The organism is Pseudomonas sputi, from assembly GCF_021603585.1.
Taxonomy (GTDB): Bacteria; Pseudomonadota; Gammaproteobacteria; order Pseudomonadales; family Pseudomonadaceae; genus Aquipseudomonas; species Aquipseudomonas sputi.
Window position 1 is genome coordinate 134,658 of the sequence record NZ_BQHI01000011.1, and the last position, 16,819, is coordinate 151,476.

The following is a 16,819-nucleotide window of genomic DNA, read 5'->3' on the forward strand; positions in this document are numbered from 1 at the left end:
GCCATGAATAGAACTCTCTACACCGCGCTGTTTTACCTGGGGCTGCCATTGGTGGCGATTCGGCTGTGGCTGCGTTCGCGCAAGGCGCCCGCGTATGCCAAGCGGATTGGCGAACGTTTCTCCTATGGCATGCCGACCTTGCAACCGGGCGGCATCTGGGTTCACGCCGTGTCGGTGGGCGAGAGCATCGCCGCCGCGCCGATGATCCGTGCGCTGCTGCAACGTTATCCACAACTGCCGATCACCGTGACCTGCATGACGCCGACCGGATCGGAACGCATTCACGCGATGTTCGCCAACGAGCCACGCATCCAGCACTGCTACTTGCCTTACGACTTGCCCTGCGCGGCGGCGCGTTTTCTGGATCGCGTGCAGCCGAAACTGGCAGTGATCATGGAAACCGAACTGTGGCCCAACCACATTCACCAATGTGCCAAACGCGGGATTGCGGTGGCATTGGCCAACGGGCGCCTGTCAGAGCGTTCGGCCAAGGGTTATGGCCGGTTCAGCCAACTGACCGCGCCGATGCTCGCCGAGATGAGCCTGTTCGCCGTGCAGACCGAGGCCGAAGCCCAGCGCTTCCGTGATCTCGGTGCGCGCCCTGAGACAGTCGAAGTCACCGGCTCGATCAAGTTCGATCTGACTATCGACCCGCAACTGCTGCAACGCGCTGCTGAACTGCGTGGCCAATGGCAGGCGCTGGAGCGTCCGGTGTGGATCGCCGCCAGCACCCATGAAGGCGAAGACGAAGTGGTGCTGAATGCTCACCGTCGCCTGTTGGCCAACCATCCCGATGCGCTGCTGATTCTGGTGCCGCGTCACCCGGAGCGTTTCAACTCGGTGTTCGAGTTGTGTCAGCGTGAAGGCTTGGCCACGGTGCGCCGTTCGACCGGTGCGAATGTCGATGCGCAGACTTCGGTGCTGCTCGGCGACACCATGGGCGAGCTGCTGTTTCTCTATGCCCTGGCCGACAGCGCATTCGTCGGCGGCAGCCTGGTGCCCAACGGCGGGCACAACCTGCTGGAGCCGGCCGCGCTGGCGAAACCGGTGATCAGCGGCCCCCATCTGTTCAACTTCCTCGACATTGCCGCGCAATTGCGCAGCGCCGGGGCGTTGGCCGAGGTGGATGACGCCGAAGGTCTGGCGACAGAAGTGCAGCGTCTGTTTGAACTGCCGCGTGACGCACAACGCATGGCAGAAGCCGGGCTGAGCGTGATGCGCCGCAATCAGGGCGCGTTGCAGCGCTTGCTCGATGGCCTTGGAAGGTTGATCGACCGCGCATAAAAAAACGCAGCCTCAGGGCTGCGTTTTTTGTTCAGGGCCGGGCCTTGAGCTGGGCTTCGGCAGCCTTGGCCAGATCCGGCGGCAGGAAATCCTTGTCCGGGTTGTAGTCGGCCTTCAGGTAGCGGGTCAGATCCTGCAAGTCACCCGGGTTCAACGTCCCTGCCGCCTGTTTCAGGCGCAGGTTATCGAGGATGTAGTCGTAGCGGGTGTTGTTGTAGTTGCGCACCGAGGTGTAGAGCTGACGCTGGGCGTCGAGCACATCGACGATGTTGCGCGTGCCCACCTGATAGCCGATTTCCGTGGCTTCCACCGCGCTCTGGTTGGAGATGATCGACTGGCGGCGCGCCTGCACCTGCTCGACGTCGGTGTTCACTGCACGGTGCAGGTTGCGAGTGTTCTCTACCACTTGCCGACGCAGGCCTTCACGCTGCTGTTCGGTCTGGTCGAGCCGTGAATAGGACTCGCGCACTTGCGAACTGGTCAGCCCGCCGCTGTAGATCGGGATGTTCAGTTGCAGGCCCACGGTGCTTTGCTCGACGTTGCCACTGTAAGGCGTACCGAACGCGTTCGGGTTGGAGAAACCGAGGGCGTCGTTGTCGCCTTTTTCGTATTTGGCCACGGCGTCGAGGGTCGGCAGGTGGCCGGCCTTGCGCTGTTTCAGGGTCTGTTCGGCGGAGCTGACCGCGTAGTTGCTGGCCAGCAGATTAAGGTTCTGTTTCGCGGCGGTATCGACCCAGGCCTTGGCGTCGTTCGGTGCCGGCGGCAGGATCGGCAGGGTGTGGACGATGCCCTGGATCGAGTTGTACTGGCGGTTGGTCAGGGTGATCAGCGCTTCGAACGCATCATCGACCTGACGCTGGGCGACGATCCGGTTGGCCCGTGCGGTGTCGTAACTGGCTTGCGATTGCAGCACGTCGGTCTTGTCCGACAGGCCCACGTCGAAGCGCTCGTTGGACTGGTCGAGCTGGCGCTTGAACGCGGCTTCCTCGGCCTTGGTCGAGGCCAGGTTGTCCTGGCTGCGCAATACGTTGAAGTAGCTTTCGGCGGTTTGCAGGATCAGGTTCTGCTCGGTGGCCGAGAGTTGCAGTGCGGCCTGCTCGTTGACGTCCTTGGCGGCCTGGTACTGGAACCAGCGATCGGCGCGGAACAGCGGTTGTGCCAGGGTCGCCTGATAGGAGTGCGCGCTGCGATTGGCGATGGCCGAGGGCTGGTCGATCGACGTGCGCACGTTGGCGACTTCAGCACCGCCGGACAGATTCGGCAGCAGCCCGGCGCGGGCCTGGGGCACGACCTCTTTCTGCGCGCCGTACTGGGCGCGGGCGGCGGCCAGGTCGGCGTTGTTGTCGACGGCTTCCTGATAGACGCTGACCAGATCAGTCTTGGTCGATAAAGGCGCTTCTGCTGCCCAGGCCGTTGCGGTGGACGCACAAGACACGGCGACAGCCAGTGAGAGTTTGCGCAGCATGAGGCGATCCCTAGCATGAATATTATGGAAATAATCCGGGCGCCAAAGGTAAGGCGCGGCCCCTGCAGCGTCAAGGCGCAGCATGGCGTAGCGAGTGTAGTTGCGCAGGCCGCAGGCAACAATCTGCCAATTGCGCCATTCATCATGGTGTTTGCCGCGGTGTTGGCGTTCTTTGCCGGTTGTGTCTAGACTGGCCGGGTTCTTGTCGGGGTGCCTTGATATGAGGCTGAGATCGAATAATTTCGGATCCCGTTGAACCTGATCAGGTTAGCGCCTGCGTAGGGAACAAGATTTCTCGTCACCCGGCGAGTCCTCTTGTGCTTCGTCCGGGATATTGTTCGACAATCGAACGCTCGACGACGATGCACAGCACCAGTCCTGGTGCGTCCGTGCCTTTCAGGTTCTGCTCCGACAATCCACTGCCTGGATGCTGTCTGGAGAGCCCGTGATGACTACAAAATCTAAAAACGCGATCAACCTGAGTGACTCGGCCAAGGTCGACGAGCAGTCGGTTCAACCGTTCACCCGTTCGCAAAAAGTCTACGTTCAGGGCTCCCGCCCGGACATCCGCGTGCCGATGCGCGAAATCACCCTCGATGTGACCCCGACCGACTTCGGCGGCGAAATCAACGCGCCGGTCACCGTCTACGACACCTCGGGCCCGTACACCGATCCGAACGTGGTGATCGATGTGCGCAAAGGTCTGGGTGATGTGCGTTCGGCGTGGATCGACGACCGTGGCGACACCGAGCGCCTGCCAGGCCTGAGCTCCAACTTCGGCCAGGAACGCCTCGCCGACCCTGAGCTGACCAAGCTGCGCTTCGCCCACGTCAACAACCCGCGCCGCGCCAAGGCCGGTGCCAACGTCAGTCAGATGCACTACGCCCGCAAAGGCATCATCACTGCGGAGATGGAATACGTCGCCATCCGCGAAAACATGAAGCTGCAAGAGGCCCGCGCTGCCGGCCTGTTGAAGCAGCAGCACGCCGGCCACAGCTTCGGCGCGAGCATCCCGAAAGAAATCACCCCTGAGTTCGTCCGTGAGGAAATTGCCCGTGGCCGCGCAATCATTCCCGCCAACATCAACCACGTCGAACTCGAGCCGATGATCATCGGCCGTAACTTCCTGGTGAAGATCAACGGCAACATCGGCAACAGTGCGTTGGGTTCGTCCATCGAAGAAGAAGTGGCGAAACTGACCTGGGGCATTCGCTGGGGTTCGGACACGGTGATGGACTTGTCCACCGGCAAGCACATCCACGAAACCCGCGAGTGGATCATCCGCAACTCGCCGGTACCGATCGGCACCGTGCCGATCTATCAGGCGCTGGAAAAGGTCAATGGCGTCGCCGAAGACCTGACCTGGGAATTGTTCCGCGACACGCTGATCGAGCAGGCGGAGCAGGGCGTCGACTACTTCACCATCCACGCCGGCGTGTTGCTGCGCTACGTGCCGCTGACCGCCAAACGGGTGACCGGCATCGTGTCCCGTGGCGGTTCGATCATGGCCAAGTGGTGCCTGGCTCACCACAAAGAGAACTTCCTCTACACCCACTTCGACGAAATCTGCGAAATCATGAAGGCCTACGACGTCAGCTTCTCGCTGGGCGACGGCCTGCGTCCGGGCTCGATTGCCGACGCCAACGACGAAGCGCAATTCGGCGAACTGGAAACCCTCGGCGAACTGACCAAGATCGCCTGGAAGCACGACGTGCAATGCATGATCGAAGGCCCGGGCCACGTGCCGATGCAGTTGATCAAGGAGAACATGGACAAGCAGCTGGAGTGCTGCGACGAGGCGCCGTTCTACACCCTCGGCCCGCTGACCACCGACATTGCGCCGGGTTATGACCACATCACCTCCGGCATCGGTGCGGCGATGATCGGCTGGTTCGGTTGCGCGATGCTCTGCTACGTGACGCCGAAGGAACACCTGGGGCTGCCGAACAAGGATGACGTGAAGACCGGGATCATCACCTACAAGATCGCGGCCCATGCGGCGGATTTGGCCAAAGGACATCCGGGCGCGCAGATCCGCGACAACGCCTTGAGCAAGGCGCGTTTCGAATTCCGCTGGGAAGACCAGTTCAACCTCGGTCTGGACCCGGACACCGCCCGTTCGTATCACGATGAAACCCTGCCGAAGGATTCGGCGAAGGTCGCGCATTTCTGTTCGATGTGCGGGCCGAAATTCTGCTCGATGAAGATCACACAGGAAGTCCGCGAATACGCGGCCAACCAGCGGATCGATGCGGTCGACGTGGATGTCGCCCAGGGCCTGGCGGAGCAGGCCGAGCGGTTCAGGAAGGAAGGCAGTCAGCTGTACAAAAAAGTTTGATCCCGCACTGATCGTTCCCACGCGGAGCGTGGGAACGATCACAAAGATCTCAATGACAAAAAATACTCCTCCGAGATAACACCCTTGAGCATTCAACCCGGTACTTATTCCCCCGACCTCGCCGTGTCCGCCGACAAGCGTGTGTTCGGCGGTCGTGATCTCTTTTCCCTGTGGTTTTCCCTCGGCATCGGCCTGATGGTGTTGCAGACCGGCGCGTTGCTGGCGCCGGGGCTGGGCCTGTCGGGATCACTGCTGGCGATTTTCCTTGGCACCCTGGTCGGCGTCCTGTTGCTGGCTGCCGTTGGCGTGATCGGCAGCGACACCGGCCTGTCGTCGATGGCCGCGCTGAAACTCAGCCTCGGCAGCAAAGGCGCGAGCCTGCCGGCGCTGCTTAACCTGCTGCAACTGATCGGTTGGGGTTCGTTCGAAATCATCGTCATGCGCGATGCGGCGAGCCTGCTCGGCACTCGTGCATTCAGCGAAGGTTCGCTGTGGGCCAGTCCGATGTTGTGGACGCTGTGCTTCGGTGCGCTGGCGACCTTGCTCGCGGTCAGCGGGCCGTTGACGTTCGTGCGCAAGATCCTGCGCAAATGGGGCATCTGGCTGATTCTGGCCGCGTGCCTCTGGCTGACCTGGAATCTCTTCGCCAAGGCCGATCTCGCCGCCTTGTGGGCGCAGGCCGGGGATGGCTCGATGCCGCTCGCCGTGGGTTTCGACATTGCGATTGCGATGCCGCTGTCGTGGCTGCCGCTGATTGCCGACTACTCGCGTTTCGGCAAGCGGGCGAAGAACGTATTCGGCGGCACGGCGATCGGTTTCTTCATTGGCAACTTCTGGCTGATGAGCCTGGGCGTGGCCTACACCCTGGCCTTTGCGCCAAGTGGTGAAGTCAACGCGCTGCTGCTGGCACTGGCCGGTGCCGGCCTGGGCATTCCGCTGCTGCTGATTCTGCTGGACGAGTCGGAAAACGCATTCGCCGACATTCACTCGGCGGCGGTTTCCAGCGGGATTGTGTTGCGTCTGAAAGTCGAGCATCTGGCGCTGGCCATCGGTGTGATCTGCACCCTGATCGCCTTGCTCGCGCCATTGGCGCAGTACCAGAACTTCCTGCTGTTGATCGGTTCGGTGTTCGCGCCGCTGTTCGGCGTGGTGCTGGTGGATCATTTCATCCTGCGCAAGCGCAGTGCTCAGGTGGCGTCGGCCGCGTTGCGCTGGCCGGCGCTATTGGCCTGGCTGGGTGGCATCAGCACCTATCACCTGCTGGCCAATCTGTACCCGGATGTCGGCGCAACCCTGCCGGCGCTGGTGCTGGCAGGGCTGCTGCAACTCGTGCTCGGCCGGGCTTTCAGTTACGGCCGGGAAACAGCTCGGGCTTGAGAATGCCGTTCAGGCGCGGGTAAGGGATCTTCAGTTCGACGTGGCCCAGCGCATAAGGCGCAATGGTGGTCACGTCGTACTTGAGGATCACACCGCCGTAGGTCAGTGCCACGTTCGGGGTTTTAACGAACGGCCAGCTCTTCACGAATTCCGGTTCCTGATCGAGCTTGGTGCTGATCAGCCAGCTGTTGTGCGCGACTTGCGCCGCTTTCCAGAACGCCTCTTCCTGACCCGGCAGCAACATGTCCGAGAGGGTCAGTACCTTGTGCTGCTGGCGCGAATAGTTGATGAAACCGCGTCCCGGCGTACCGTGGGCACCGCCGGTGTCCAGGTAGCTCGAGGTTTCGATGATCACCAGACCGTCATGCTGCTCGCGTACTTTCGCCTGCAAATAGCTGCTGTTGCGCGGGCCGGCGTTGGCCAGGAACTGCTCGCGATACGCTGCCAGCGTCGGCGCCACCGGGGAGTTCGGTGCGGTGCGGGTCATTTGCAGCAGGCGTTTTTCGATGATGCCGTCCAGCGCCGGTTCTGCCGGGAAGCGCAGCGTATCGATGTTCACCAGCGGGCAGTCCTGGTTGGAACAACCCGGTTTCAGCGTTTCCGAGGCGTCGCGGGTGGTTTCCAGCGGCGTGCGGTAGTTGGGCTGGAACAGGCTGGCGCAGGCGCCCAGGGTCAGGGCGATGGCGGCCACGGAGGCGATTTTGAAAAGCGACATGGGCGTCCTTTCTGAAGCAGGGGAAGGCAAAAAGTTACCGCTTCGACTCTCAACGAAGCGGTCAGTTCGCCACTAAGCTAATTAGAGTGGGTTTCGCCTCCACCGTCCATCCCGCTGACAGTAAAGGGGCTGCATCAAACGTCACGGGCGCGTTAGGATGGCGCGAAGTCGAGGTTGCCGGTAAGGCGCCTCGTGTTGGATTTGCAGTAAAGAGGATGCTCATGACCGATTTTGCCAAAGCCATTCCCACCGCCGTCGATATCGTGCGACGCGAGCAGTGCTACAAGGGCTTCTACAAGCTCGACCGTCTGCACTTGCGCCACGAACTGTTCGCCGGTGGCATGAGCCGCGAAATCAATCGTGAGCTGTTCGTGCGCCACGATGCCGTGTGCATGCTGCCTTACGATCCGCAGCGCGATGAAGTGGTGCTGATCGAACAGTTTCGTGTCGGCGCTCTGGGCAAGGCGGACAACCCGTGGCTGGTGGAACTGGTCGCCGGTCTGATCGACAAGGACGAACAGCCGGAAGAAGTTGCTCACCGCGAGGCACAGGAGGAAGCTGGGCTGGACATCAAGGCCTTGTGGCCGATGACCAAATACTTTCCGTCGCCGGGTGGCAGCAACGAATTCGTGCATTTGTATCTGGGGCGTTGCAGCACCGAAGGCGCGGGCGGCCTGCATGGGCTGGAGGAAGAAGCCGAAGATATTCGCGTCACGGTCTGGGCCTTTGAAGATGCCTTGCAGGCCGTACGTGACGGACGGATTGCCAATGCGGCGAGCATCATCGCCTTGCAGTGGCTGGCGCTCAATCGCGCCGAAGTGAGGGGGCTATGGTCGTAAACAAGTTGCGCGATCGCTACCGCGTCGACCTCGTGGGGCTGCAAGCCGCCTGCGAGGCGAACTACGCGCGCCTGATGCGACTGTTGCCGGACATGCGCAGCGACCCCGAAGCCCGGCGCATCGCCGTGACCCAGGGCGACCAGATGCTTGGCGTGCTGACTCTGGAAGTGCTGCAGGCCTGTCCGTACACCACGACCCTGCAAGTGCGCCAGGAACACAGCCTGCCGTGGCTGCCGGTGCCGCAACTGGAAGTGCAGGTCTATCACGACGCGCGCATGGCCGAGGTGGTCAGCGCCGAGCATGCGCGACGTTTTCGCGGCGTCTATCCTTACCCGAATGCGGCCATGCATCAGCCGGATGAAAAGTCCCAGCTCAATCTGTTCCTGGGCGAATGGTTGAGTCACTGCCTGGCGTGCGGACACGAATACGCGGCGGTCCGATAACCGCCGCAAGTTGTGAACTGCGTCCGGTTCGCCGGTTTCTCTTTGCGCTGTCCCCCCGCATAATTGCCGCACCTATCCAGTCCCGTGATCCCCGGGGAGAACGCCTTGCCGAGCGTATCGACTTTGACCACCGCCGATACGGCGTTGCTGGTGCAACTCTCTGACAGTCATCTGTTCGCCGAGGCGGATGGAACGCTGCTGGGCATGAACACCCGCGAGAGCCTGCAAAAAGTCATCGAGCTGGTGCTTGAGCAGCAACCGCGGATCGACCTGATCGTTGCCAGCGGCGACCTGTCCCAGGACGGTACGCTGGAGTCTTATCAGCTGTTTCGCCAGATGACGGCGCAGATCGACGCGCCGGCCCGCTGGATCCCCGGCAACCACGACGAACCGCACATCATGGCGCAGGCGACGGTGAAGAGTGCATTGCTGGAGTCCGTGGTGGATGTCGGCAACTGGCGCGTGACCCTGCTCGATTCGGCAGTGCCCGGATCGGTGCCGGGGTATCTGCAGGATGATCAACTGCAATTGCTCGCCCGTTCCCTGAGCGAAGCGCCGGATCGCCATCATCTGGTGTGCTTCCACCACCATCCGGTGTCGATCGGTTGCGCCTGGATGGAACCGATCGGTTTGCGCAATCCGGAAGCCTTTTTCGAGGTGCTCGATCGTTTCCCGCAGGCCCGCGCCGTGTTGTGGGGGCATGTCCATCAGGAGATCGATCGCGAGCGCAACGGCGTGCGGCTGATTGCCTCGCCGTCGACCTGCATTCAGTTCGAGCCGGGCAGTGAAGACTTCAAGGTCGGCGAGCAGGCGCCGGGGTATCGCTGGTTGCGGTTGTGGCCGGATGGTCGGCTGGAGACTGGCGTGGAACGTGTCACCGGTTTCAATTTTCAGGTGGATTACGGCTCCAACGGTTACTGATGGACGGGGGCAGCGCTGATTTCCTCGGGTGCTGGCCCAACACCCCTCGACTCCCTGTAAACTCCGCTTTCTTCAGCCGACGCCCAGGGAGCTCAAATGTCCGGTTCGATTCTCTATATCCATGGTTTCAACAGTGCGCCGGCCTCGAAGAAGGCCTGTCAGCTGGTCGAGGTGATGGAACGGCTGGGCCTGAGCGATCAACTGCGTGTCCCGGCGCTGCATCACCACCCGCGCGAAGCCATCGGTCAGCTGGAACAGGCAATCGCCGAACTGGGGCGGCCATTGCTGGTGGGAAGCTCGCTCGGCGGCTACTATGCGACTCACCTGGCCGAGCGCCATGGCCTGAAAGCCCTGCTGGTCAACCCGGCCGTCAGTCCGCACCGGATGTTCGACGGATACCTGGGCACCCAGAAAAACCTGTACACCGACGAAACCTGGGAGCTGACCCACGATCACGTGACGGCCCTGGCCGAGCTGGAAGTGCCGGCACCGCAGGATCCACAGCGCTATCAGGTGTGGTTGCAGACCGGGGATGAAACGCTGGATTATCGCCTTGCCCAGCAGTATTACCGGGCTTGTGCCTTGCGCATTCAGGCCGGCGGCGACCACAGTTTCCAGGGTTTTGTTACACAATTGCCGGCATTGCTCAGCTTTGCCGGGATTGGCGCCGATACCTATCAGGCAATCGATTTCAACGCACTGTGAAGTCTTGCCCCATTTCATTGAATTACTGACGACGAGACCCTATGGCCACTCCCAGCGCTAGCTCCTATAACGCCGACGCCATCGAAGTCCTCTCGGGCCTCGACCCGGTGCGCAAACGCCCCGGCATGTACACCGACACCAGTCGGCCGAACCACCTTGCCCAGGAAGTCATCGACAACAGCGTCGACGAAGCCCTGGCCGGCCACGCCAAATCGATCCAGGTCATCCTCCACGCCGATCACTCGCTGGAAGTCTGCGACGACGGCCGTGGCATGCCGGTCGACATCCACCCGGAAGAGGGCGTGTCGGGCGTCGAACTGATCCTCACCAAGCTCCATGCGGGCGGCAAGTTTTCCAACAAGAACTACCAGTTCTCCGGCGGTCTGCACGGGGTGGGTATTTCGGTGGTCAACGCGCTGTCGACCCAGGTGCGGGTGCGGGTCAAGCGTGACGGCAACGAGTACGAAATGACCTTCGCCGACGGCTTCAAGGCCACCGATCTGCAAGTGATCGGCACCGTTGGCAAGCGCAATACCGGTACCAGCGTGTACTTCGCGCCGGATCCGAAATACTTCGATTCGCCAAAATTCTCCATCAGCCGCCTCAAGCACGTGCTCAAGGCCAAGGCCGTTCTGTGCCCGGGGCTGCTGATCAGCTTCGAAGACAAAGGCACTGGCGAGAAGGTCGAGTGGCACTACGAAGATGGCCTGCGCTCCTACCTGGTGGATGCGGTCAGTGAATTCGAGCGTCTGCCGGATGCGCCGTTCTGCGGCAACCTGGCCGGTACCAAGGAAGCGGTCGAGTGGGCCTTGCTGTGGCTGCCGGAAGGTGGCACCTCGGTCACTGAAAGCTACGTCAACCTGATCCCGACGGAGCAGGGCGGCACCCACGTCAACGGTCTGCGTCAGGGGCTGCTCGATGCGATGCGCGAATTCTGCGAATTCCGCAGCCTGCTGCCGCGCGGCGTGAAGCTGGCGCCGGAAGACGTCTGGGAGCGCATCGCTTTCGTTCTGTCGATGAAAATGCAGGAGCCGCAATTCTCCGGCCAGACCAAGGAGCGTCTGTCGTCCCGTGAAGCGGCGGCGTTTGTCTCCGGTGTGGTCAAGGACGCGTTCAGTCTGTGGCTCAACGCCAACCCGGAAACCGGTCTGGCGCTGGCCGAACTGGCGATCAGCAACGCCGGCCGTCGCCTGAAGGCCAGCAAAAAGGTCGAGCGCAAGCGCATCACCCAGGGCCCGGCATTACCGGGCAAGCTGGCCGATTGCGCCGGGCAGGACCCGATGCGTTCCGAGCTGTTCCTGGTGGAAGGTGATTCCGCCGGCGGTTCGGCCAAACAGGCGCGGGACAAGGAGTTCCAGGCGATCCTGCCGTTGCGCGGCAAAATCCTCAACACCTGGGAAGTCGACGGCAGCGAAGTGCTGGCCAGCCAGGAAGTGCACAACATCGCGGTGGCCATCGGTGTCGATCCGGGCGCCGAGGACATGAGCCAGCTGCGCTACGGCAAGATCTGCATCCTCGCCGACGCCGACTCCGACGGTCTGCACATCGCCACCTTGCTGTGCGCCTTGTTCGTCCAGCATTTCCGCCCGCTGGTGGATGCCGGTCACGTCTACGTGGCAATGCCGCCGCTGTACCGCATCGACCTGGGCAAGGAGATCTACTACGCCCTCGACGACGCCGAGCGCGACGGGATTCTCGACCGTCTGGTGGCCGAGAAGAAACGTGGCAAACCGCAGGTCACCCGATTCAAAGGCCTGGGTGAAATGAACCCGCCGCAACTGCGCGAAACCACCATGGACCCGAACACCCGGCGCCTGGTGCAGTTGACCCTCGGGGACGACTTCGCCCAGACCTCGGAAATGATGGACATGCTGCTGGCGAAAAAACGTGCCGGCGACCGCAAGACCTGGCTCGAATCCAAGGGAAACCTTGCCGAGGTTCTGGCCTGATGCGGTTTGGCTGGGCCTTGGCGGGTGCGTTGCTGCTGGGTTCGATGACGGTGTCGGCAGAGCCTGTGCAAGAGCTGCGCGTGCTCGCCGAACACCCGGTCGAGGGCATGCGCGGCGGCAACCTGTCGGGGCTGGCCTTGTGCGGCAACGACCTGTGGAGCGTTTCGGATCGCGACGATGACCAGATCTACCGTCTCGACACCCGCGACCGGGTCTGGCAAGCCACGGCCGTGCGTATCGATCCGCCGAAAGTGCCGGACAGCGGTTTGCCGTGGGGCATCAGTTCGCGCACCTGGGCGGCGTCATTCATTCGTGGCGGCGATCTGGATTTCGAGGGCATCAGTTGCGACGGGGCCGGCAACCGTTACATCGTCAGCGAGGCCCATGCCGCGGTGTTGCAAGTGCCGCCGCAGGGGCCTTCGGCGTGGCTGAAAATCTCGCCGATGATGGTTCGCGAAGCGCGGGCCAGCGGGATGCTGCTGCAGTTCAACGCTCTGTTTGAAGGCTTGGCGATCAACCCGGCGGGCGACCAGATGTGGCTGGCTGCCGAGCGGCAGAGTCGCGGCTTGCTGCTGATCAAGCGCCAGCAAACGGTGTGGGATTGTGACGGCCGCTGCGTATTGCTCAGCGAAGGCGGGATGGAAATGCAACCGCCGCAGTTCCCGAAAGCCCGGCCGGTCAATCGCGATTTTTCCGACGTGTCCCTGTTCAACGGCAAACTGTTTACCCTTGAGCGCAACGCCTACCAGATCTGCCGTCGCGATGCGCAGACGGCCAAGGTCGAGCTCTGCTGGTCGTATGCGGCCGAGCTGTTGCAGGCCAATCGGCGGTATTCGCAGAACTTCGGGCTGGAAGAGGCGCTGGTCGTCGATGCTCAAGGCGCCTGGATCGGCGTCGACAACAATTTCGGCCCGCGCGCCGATGGCGAGGTTCGCCCGATTATCTGGCGTTTCGCCGCGCCTGAAGGTGGCTGGAGCGCCAAGCCGTGAGCCAGCAACCACCGGGCAGGCGCGCCGGCCGGGTGCTGATGATTCTGGCGTGGTGTGCGGCGCTGTTTCTGGCCACGCGGTTTTTCGGCCAGTGGGAAGAACGCCAGCGTAATCCCAATGTGGAAGTGGCTTCGCAGCAGGGTAAGGGCTTTATCGAAGTGAAATTGATCGGCAACGCCCAGGGACATTTTGTCGCCAGCGGCCTGATCAACGGTCGGCCGGTGGAGTTCATGCTCGACACCGGCGCGACCGACGTGGCAATCCCGGCCAAGGTGGCGAAAGATCTCAGGCTGGAAGAAGGTTTCGGTGTGACCCTGAGCACGGCCAATGGCCTGAGCCAGGGCTATCGCACCCGTATCGACCGCCTGCAACTGGGCGACATCGTGCTGCGGGACGTCCGCGCACTGGTGGCGCCCGGCCTGCATGGCGATCAGGTGCTGCTCGGCATGAGCGCCCTGAACAAACTTGAATTTACCCAGCGCGGTGGCACCATGCTGCTGCGCCAGACAACGAACCGATGAGGCCCGCATGAGCGACTCCCTTGATCTCAGCCTGGACGGTGTAGAACGCCGCTCGCTGGCTGACTTCACCGAAAATGCCTACCTCAACTACTCCATGTACGTGATCATGGACCGCGCCCTGCCGCATATCGGCGACGGCCTGAAACCGGTACAGCGGCGTATCGTCTACGCCATGAGCGAGCTGGGGCTGGATGCCGATTCCAAGCACAAGAAGTCGGCGCGTACCGTCGGCGACGTGCTCGGCAAGTTCCACCCGCACGGCGACTCGGCGTGTTACGAAGCGATGGTGCTGATGGCCCAGCCGTTCAGCTACCGCTACACGCTGGTGGACGGCCAGGGCAACTGGGGTGCGCCGGACGACCCCAAATCCTTCGCCGCCATGCGTTACACCGAAGCGCGGCTGTCGCGTTACTCCGAAGTGCTGCTCAGCGAATTGGGCCAGGGCACCGCGGACTGGGGTCCGAACTTCGACGGTACCCTGCAGGAACCTTTGGTGTTGCCGGCACGTTTGCCGAACATCCTGCTCAACGGCACCACCGGTATCGCCGTGGGCATGGCCACCGACGTGCCGCCGCACAACCTGCGCGAAGTCGCCACCGCGTGCGTGCGCCTGCTCGATGAGCCAAAAGCCACGGTCGAACAGCTCTGCGAACACATTCAGGGTCCGGACTACCCGACCGAAGCGGAAATCATCACCCCGCGCGCCGACCTGCTGAAAATGTACGAAACCGGCAAGGGCTCGGTGCGCATGCGCGCCGTGTACCACGTCGAGGACGGTGACATCATCGTCACCGCGCTGCCGCACCAGGTCTCCGGGGCCAAAGTGCTGGAGCAGATCGCTGCGCTGATGCAGGCCAAACCGTCGAAAGCGCCGCAGATTGCCGATCTTCGCGACGAATCCGACCACGAAAATCCGTGCCGCATCGTGATCATCCCGGTCAACAGCCGCGTCGATCACGACGCGCTGATGCAGCATCTGTTCGCCAGCACCGAGCTGGAGTCGACCTACCGGGTCAACGTCAACATCATCGGTCTGGACGGCAAGCCGCAGCTGAAAAACCTCCGTGCGTTGCTGGTTGAGTGGCTGGAGTTCCGCGTGCTGACCGTGCGTCGCCGCCTGCAATTTCGCCTCGACAAGGTCGAGCGCCGCCTGCACCTGTTGGACGGTTTGCTGATTGCCTACCTCAACCTGGATGAAGTGATCCACATCATCCGCACCGAAGAGCATCCGAAAGCCAAGCTGATCGAGCGTTTCGCCCTCAGCGAAATCCAGGCCGACTACATTCTCGACACCCGTCTGCGTCAGTTGGCGCGACTGGAAGAGATGAAACTGCGCGACGAGCAGGACGAACTGCTCAAGGAACAGGCCAAGCTGCAAGCCCTGCTGGGCAGCGAAGCCAAGTTGAAGAAGCTGGTTCGCAGTGAACTGTTGAAAGACGCCGAAACCTACGGCGACGACCGTCGGTCGCCAATCGTCGAACGCGCTGAAGCCAAGGCGCTGACCGAGCACGATCTGCTGCCGAACGAGAAAGTCACCGTTGTGCTGTCGGAAAAAGGCTGGATCCGTTCGGCCAAGGGCCACGATATCGATGCCACTGGCCTGTCATACAAGGCCGGGGATGGCTTCAAGACTTCGGCGGCGGGGCGTTCGAACCAGTCGGCCGTGGTCATCGACTCCACGGGTCGCAGTTACTCGCTGGCAACCCATACCCTGCCATCGGCACGGGGCCAGGGCGAGCCGTTGACGGGCCGTCTGACGCCGCCGCCGGGGGCAACGTTCGAATGTGTGCTGATGCCTGAGGAGGACTCGCTGTACGTGATCGCCTCCGATGCCGGCTACGGTTTCGTGGTGAAAGGCGAAGACCTGCAAGCCAAGAACAAGGCTGGCAAGGCTCTGTTGAGCCTGCCGAACAACGCCAAGGTGATTGCGCCGCGTCCGGTCGCCGACCGCGAGCACAACTGGCTGGCTTCGGTGACGACCGAGGGGCGCCTGTTGATCTTCAAGATCAGCGACCTGCCACAATTAGGGAAGGGCAAAGGCAACAAGATCATCGGTATTTCCGGTGAGCGCGTGGCCAGTCGCGAAGAATATGTCACGGACATCGCCGTTCTTCCTGAAGGCGCAACCTTGGTGCTGCAGGCCGGAAAACGCACTTTGTCGCTGAAGGCCGACGACCTCGAACACTACAAAGGTGAGCGTGGTCGCCGTGGCAACAAACTGCCACGAGGCTTCCAAAGGGTGGATGCGCTGCTCGTCGAAAACCTCAATTAAGCGTCCTAGAGGCTCCGATCTACGATTTAACCCGTAGATCGGCGCTTTGGCGCTGGAGTCGGAACGCATATTCACGGATGATATGGCCTTTCAAAGCGTCGGCGTGGCCGAGCGTTCTTCATATTTTTTGAGTATTTTCACTGTGGTCAGCCTTGTGGCGGCCACCTGGACGGGATGATGACTTCTCTGCGCCCCCTTATTTTCCTGCTCGCCGGCGTTCTTGGCCTGGCGGGTTGCAGTGTTCACCAGCCGGTGTCGCTGTATCAGCTGGACAGCGGAAGTCCGGCTCAGCCTGCGCAAAGCGCGGGCATGGCAGTTTTGCTGGGCCCTGTGATCGTTGCCGATTACCTGCAACGGGAAACGTTGTTGCAACGTCAACCGGACGGCAGCCTGCAGGCTTCGACCGATGGTCGCTGGGCCGGTAGCCTTTCGTCGGACATCGATCAACTGCTGTTGCGTCAGGTTGCCGGGCATCTGGACAGTCAGCGCGTAGTGCTGGCGCCGGCCACGGTGGGCTTCACCCCTGATGTGCAGGTGCTGTTGACCATCACTCGTCTGGATTCCGGTGCCAAGCAACCGGCGATTCTGGACGCGCAGTGGCGTCTGATCGACCGTCGTGGTCAGGTGCGGGACAATCGCATCGTGCATCTGCAGGAACAGCATGCCGGCACCACCGCCGCTCAGGTACAGGCGCAAGGCGTGTTGTTGCAGCGCTTGGCCGCGCAGTTGTCGGTAGCGCTCAAGCCCTTGGCCAATCAGCCACCGGTCGCCGAGGCGCCGCGCAAATCGGCAGCGAAACCGGCAGCACCGGCGGCGGAAGCCGAGAAGCAGCCGAAGATTCCAATGGCTTCGCCGATTCGCACCGACATGGAAGTGTTTCGCTTCTAGGACTGGATCGACTCAGAACAGAGCCCGCCTTGTGCGGGCTTTGTTGTTTCTGGGGCTCCAAAGCCTGGCGCAATCACCAAAACACCACGCACAAAAAAGCCCACAGACAATCA

General features: G+C 62.0%; 14 protein-coding genes and 1 riboswitch. Of the genes, 12 read left to right on the forward strand and 2 right to left on the reverse strand.

Going from position 1 to position 16,819, the window contains the following annotated elements; all coding sequences use genetic code 11:
- Positions 1 to 3 precede the first annotated feature (3 nt).
- Positions 4 to 1,284, forward strand: a complete 1,281-nt coding sequence (gene waaA, locus L6D81_RS17170; protein WP_236181176.1) for a lipid IV(A) 3-deoxy-D-manno-octulosonic acid transferase — start codon at positions 4 to 6, stop codon at positions 1,282 to 1,284.
- A gap of 31 nt (positions 1,285 to 1,315) precedes the next feature.
- Here waaA and L6D81_RS17175 read toward each other — a convergent pair whose 3' ends face one another.
- On the reverse strand, positions 1,316 to 2,749 hold the full coding sequence (locus L6D81_RS17175; protein WP_236181177.1) for a TolC family outer membrane protein: 1,434 nt from the start codon (positions 2,747 to 2,749) through the stop codon (positions 1,316 to 1,318).
- Positions 2,750 to 2,945: 196 nt separating this feature from the next.
- A riboswitch (TPP riboswitch) is annotated at positions 2,946 to 3,051 on the forward strand.
- Between the two features lie 146 nt (positions 3,052 to 3,197).
- Here L6D81_RS17175 and thiC point away from each other — a divergent pair.
- Together thiC and cytX are read left to right on the forward strand one after the other, a co-directional pair.
- The gene (gene thiC, locus L6D81_RS17180; RefSeq protein ID WP_108559280.1) at positions 3,198 to 5,087 is read left to right on the forward strand and encodes a phosphomethylpyrimidine synthase ThiC; all 1,890 of its coding nucleotides are present in this window, start codon (positions 3,198 to 3,200) and stop codon (positions 5,085 to 5,087) included.
- An 84-nt stretch (positions 5,088 to 5,171) separates the two neighbouring features.
- Positions 5,172 to 6,464, forward strand: a complete 1,293-nt coding sequence (gene cytX, locus L6D81_RS17185; RefSeq protein WP_236181178.1) for a putative hydroxymethylpyrimidine transporter CytX — start codon at positions 5,172 to 5,174, stop codon at positions 6,462 to 6,464.
- On the opposite strand, the gene L6D81_RS17190 is transcribed toward cytX, so the two are convergent.
- Entirely contained in the window at positions 6,433 to 7,179 is a 747-nt protein-coding gene (locus L6D81_RS17190; RefSeq protein ID WP_236181179.1) for an RsiV family protein, read from the reverse strand. The two genes, cytX and L6D81_RS17190, sit on opposite strands and share 32 nt — an antisense overlap.
- A gap of 221 nt (positions 7,180 to 7,400) precedes the next feature.
- Here L6D81_RS17190 and L6D81_RS17195 point away from each other — a divergent pair, with 221 nt between their 5' ends.
- From L6D81_RS17195 to L6D81_RS17235, 9 genes are all read left to right on the forward strand, one after another.
- Entirely contained in the window at positions 7,401 to 8,018 is a 618-nt protein-coding gene (locus L6D81_RS17195; protein WP_236181180.1) for an NUDIX domain-containing protein, read from the forward strand.
- Positions 8,009 to 8,461, forward strand: coding sequence for a DUF1249 domain-containing protein (locus L6D81_RS17200; protein WP_236181181.1), 453 nt, complete (start codon positions 8,009 to 8,011; stop codon positions 8,459 to 8,461). The genes L6D81_RS17195 and L6D81_RS17200 overlap by 10 nt, the downstream gene beginning before the upstream one ends.
- A gap of 105 nt (positions 8,462 to 8,566) precedes the next feature.
- On the forward strand, positions 8,567 to 9,382 hold the full coding sequence (gene cpdA, locus L6D81_RS17205) for a 3',5'-cyclic-AMP phosphodiesterase (RefSeq protein WP_236181182.1): 816 nt from the start codon (positions 8,567 to 8,569) through the stop codon (positions 9,380 to 9,382).
- 96 nt (positions 9,383 to 9,478) lie between these two features.
- Positions 9,479 to 10,087 (forward strand): YqiA/YcfP family alpha/beta fold hydrolase, encoded by a 609-nt coding sequence (locus tag L6D81_RS17210; RefSeq protein ID WP_236181183.1) that lies wholly within the window; start codon positions 9,479 to 9,481, stop codon positions 10,085 to 10,087.
- A gap of 41 nt (positions 10,088 to 10,128) precedes the next feature.
- A complete protein-coding gene (parE, locus tag L6D81_RS17215) occupies positions 10,129 to 12,036 on the forward strand; it encodes a DNA topoisomerase IV subunit B (protein WP_236181184.1) in 1,908 nt (635 codons plus the stop codon).
- Entirely contained in the window at positions 12,036 to 13,025 is a 990-nt protein-coding gene (locus L6D81_RS17220; RefSeq protein WP_236181185.1) for an esterase-like activity of phytase family protein, read from the forward strand. The genes parE and L6D81_RS17220 overlap by 1 nt, the downstream gene beginning before the upstream one ends.
- Positions 13,022 to 13,546: a retropepsin-like aspartic protease family protein gene (locus L6D81_RS17225; protein ID WP_236181186.1), complete on the forward strand. Its 525-nt coding sequence runs from the start codon at positions 13,022 to 13,024 to the stop codon at positions 13,544 to 13,546. Before L6D81_RS17220 ends, L6D81_RS17225 begins: the two co-directional genes overlap by 4 nt.
- Before the next feature lie 7 nt (positions 13,547 to 13,553).
- Positions 13,554 to 15,818, forward strand: coding sequence for a DNA topoisomerase IV subunit A (parC, locus tag L6D81_RS17230; RefSeq protein ID WP_236181187.1), 2,265 nt, complete (start codon positions 13,554 to 13,556; stop codon positions 15,816 to 15,818).
- 177 nt (positions 15,819 to 15,995) lie between these two features.
- Positions 15,996 to 16,706 carry a PqiC family protein gene (locus L6D81_RS17235; RefSeq protein WP_236181188.1) on the forward strand — a complete coding sequence of 237 codons (711 nt, stop codon included), beginning with the start codon at positions 15,996 to 15,998 and terminating at the stop codon, positions 16,704 to 16,706.
- The last annotated feature ends 113 nt before the right edge of the window (positions 16,707 to 16,819 follow it).

Excerpts from the sequence above, each read along its gene's own strand:
- waaA (WP_236181176.1), top strand. The coding sequence starts at position 4 with ATGAATAGAACTCTCTACACCGCGCTGTTTTACCTGGGGCTGCCATTG.
- L6D81_RS17175 (WP_236181177.1), bottom strand. The coding sequence starts at position 2,749 with ATGCTGCGCAAACTCTCACTGGCTGTCGCCGTGTCTTGTGCGTCCACC.
- thiC (WP_108559280.1), top strand. The coding sequence starts at position 3,198 with ATGACTACAAAATCTAAAAACGCGATCAACCTGAGTGACTCGGCCAAG.
- L6D81_RS17190 (WP_236181179.1), bottom strand. The coding sequence starts at position 7,179 with ATGTCGCTTTTCAAAATCGCCTCCGTGGCCGCCATCGCCCTGACCCTG.
- L6D81_RS17195 (WP_236181180.1), top strand. The coding sequence starts at position 7,401 with ATGACCGATTTTGCCAAAGCCATTCCCACCGCCGTCGATATCGTGCGA.
- L6D81_RS17200 (WP_236181181.1), top strand. The coding sequence starts at position 8,009 with ATGGTCGTAAACAAGTTGCGCGATCGCTACCGCGTCGACCTCGTGGGG.
- L6D81_RS17210 (WP_236181183.1), top strand. The coding sequence starts at position 9,479 with ATGTCCGGTTCGATTCTCTATATCCATGGTTTCAACAGTGCGCCGGCC.
- parE (WP_236181184.1), top strand. The coding sequence starts at position 10,129 with ATGGCCACTCCCAGCGCTAGCTCCTATAACGCCGACGCCATCGAAGTC.
- L6D81_RS17220 (WP_236181185.1), top strand. The coding sequence starts at position 12,036 with ATGCGGTTTGGCTGGGCCTTGGCGGGTGCGTTGCTGCTGGGTTCGATG.
- parC (WP_236181187.1), top strand. The coding sequence starts at position 13,554 with ATGAGCGACTCCCTTGATCTCAGCCTGGACGGTGTAGAACGCCGCTCG.
- L6D81_RS17235 (WP_236181188.1), top strand. The coding sequence starts at position 15,996 with ATGACTTCTCTGCGCCCCCTTATTTTCCTGCTCGCCGGCGTTCTTGGC.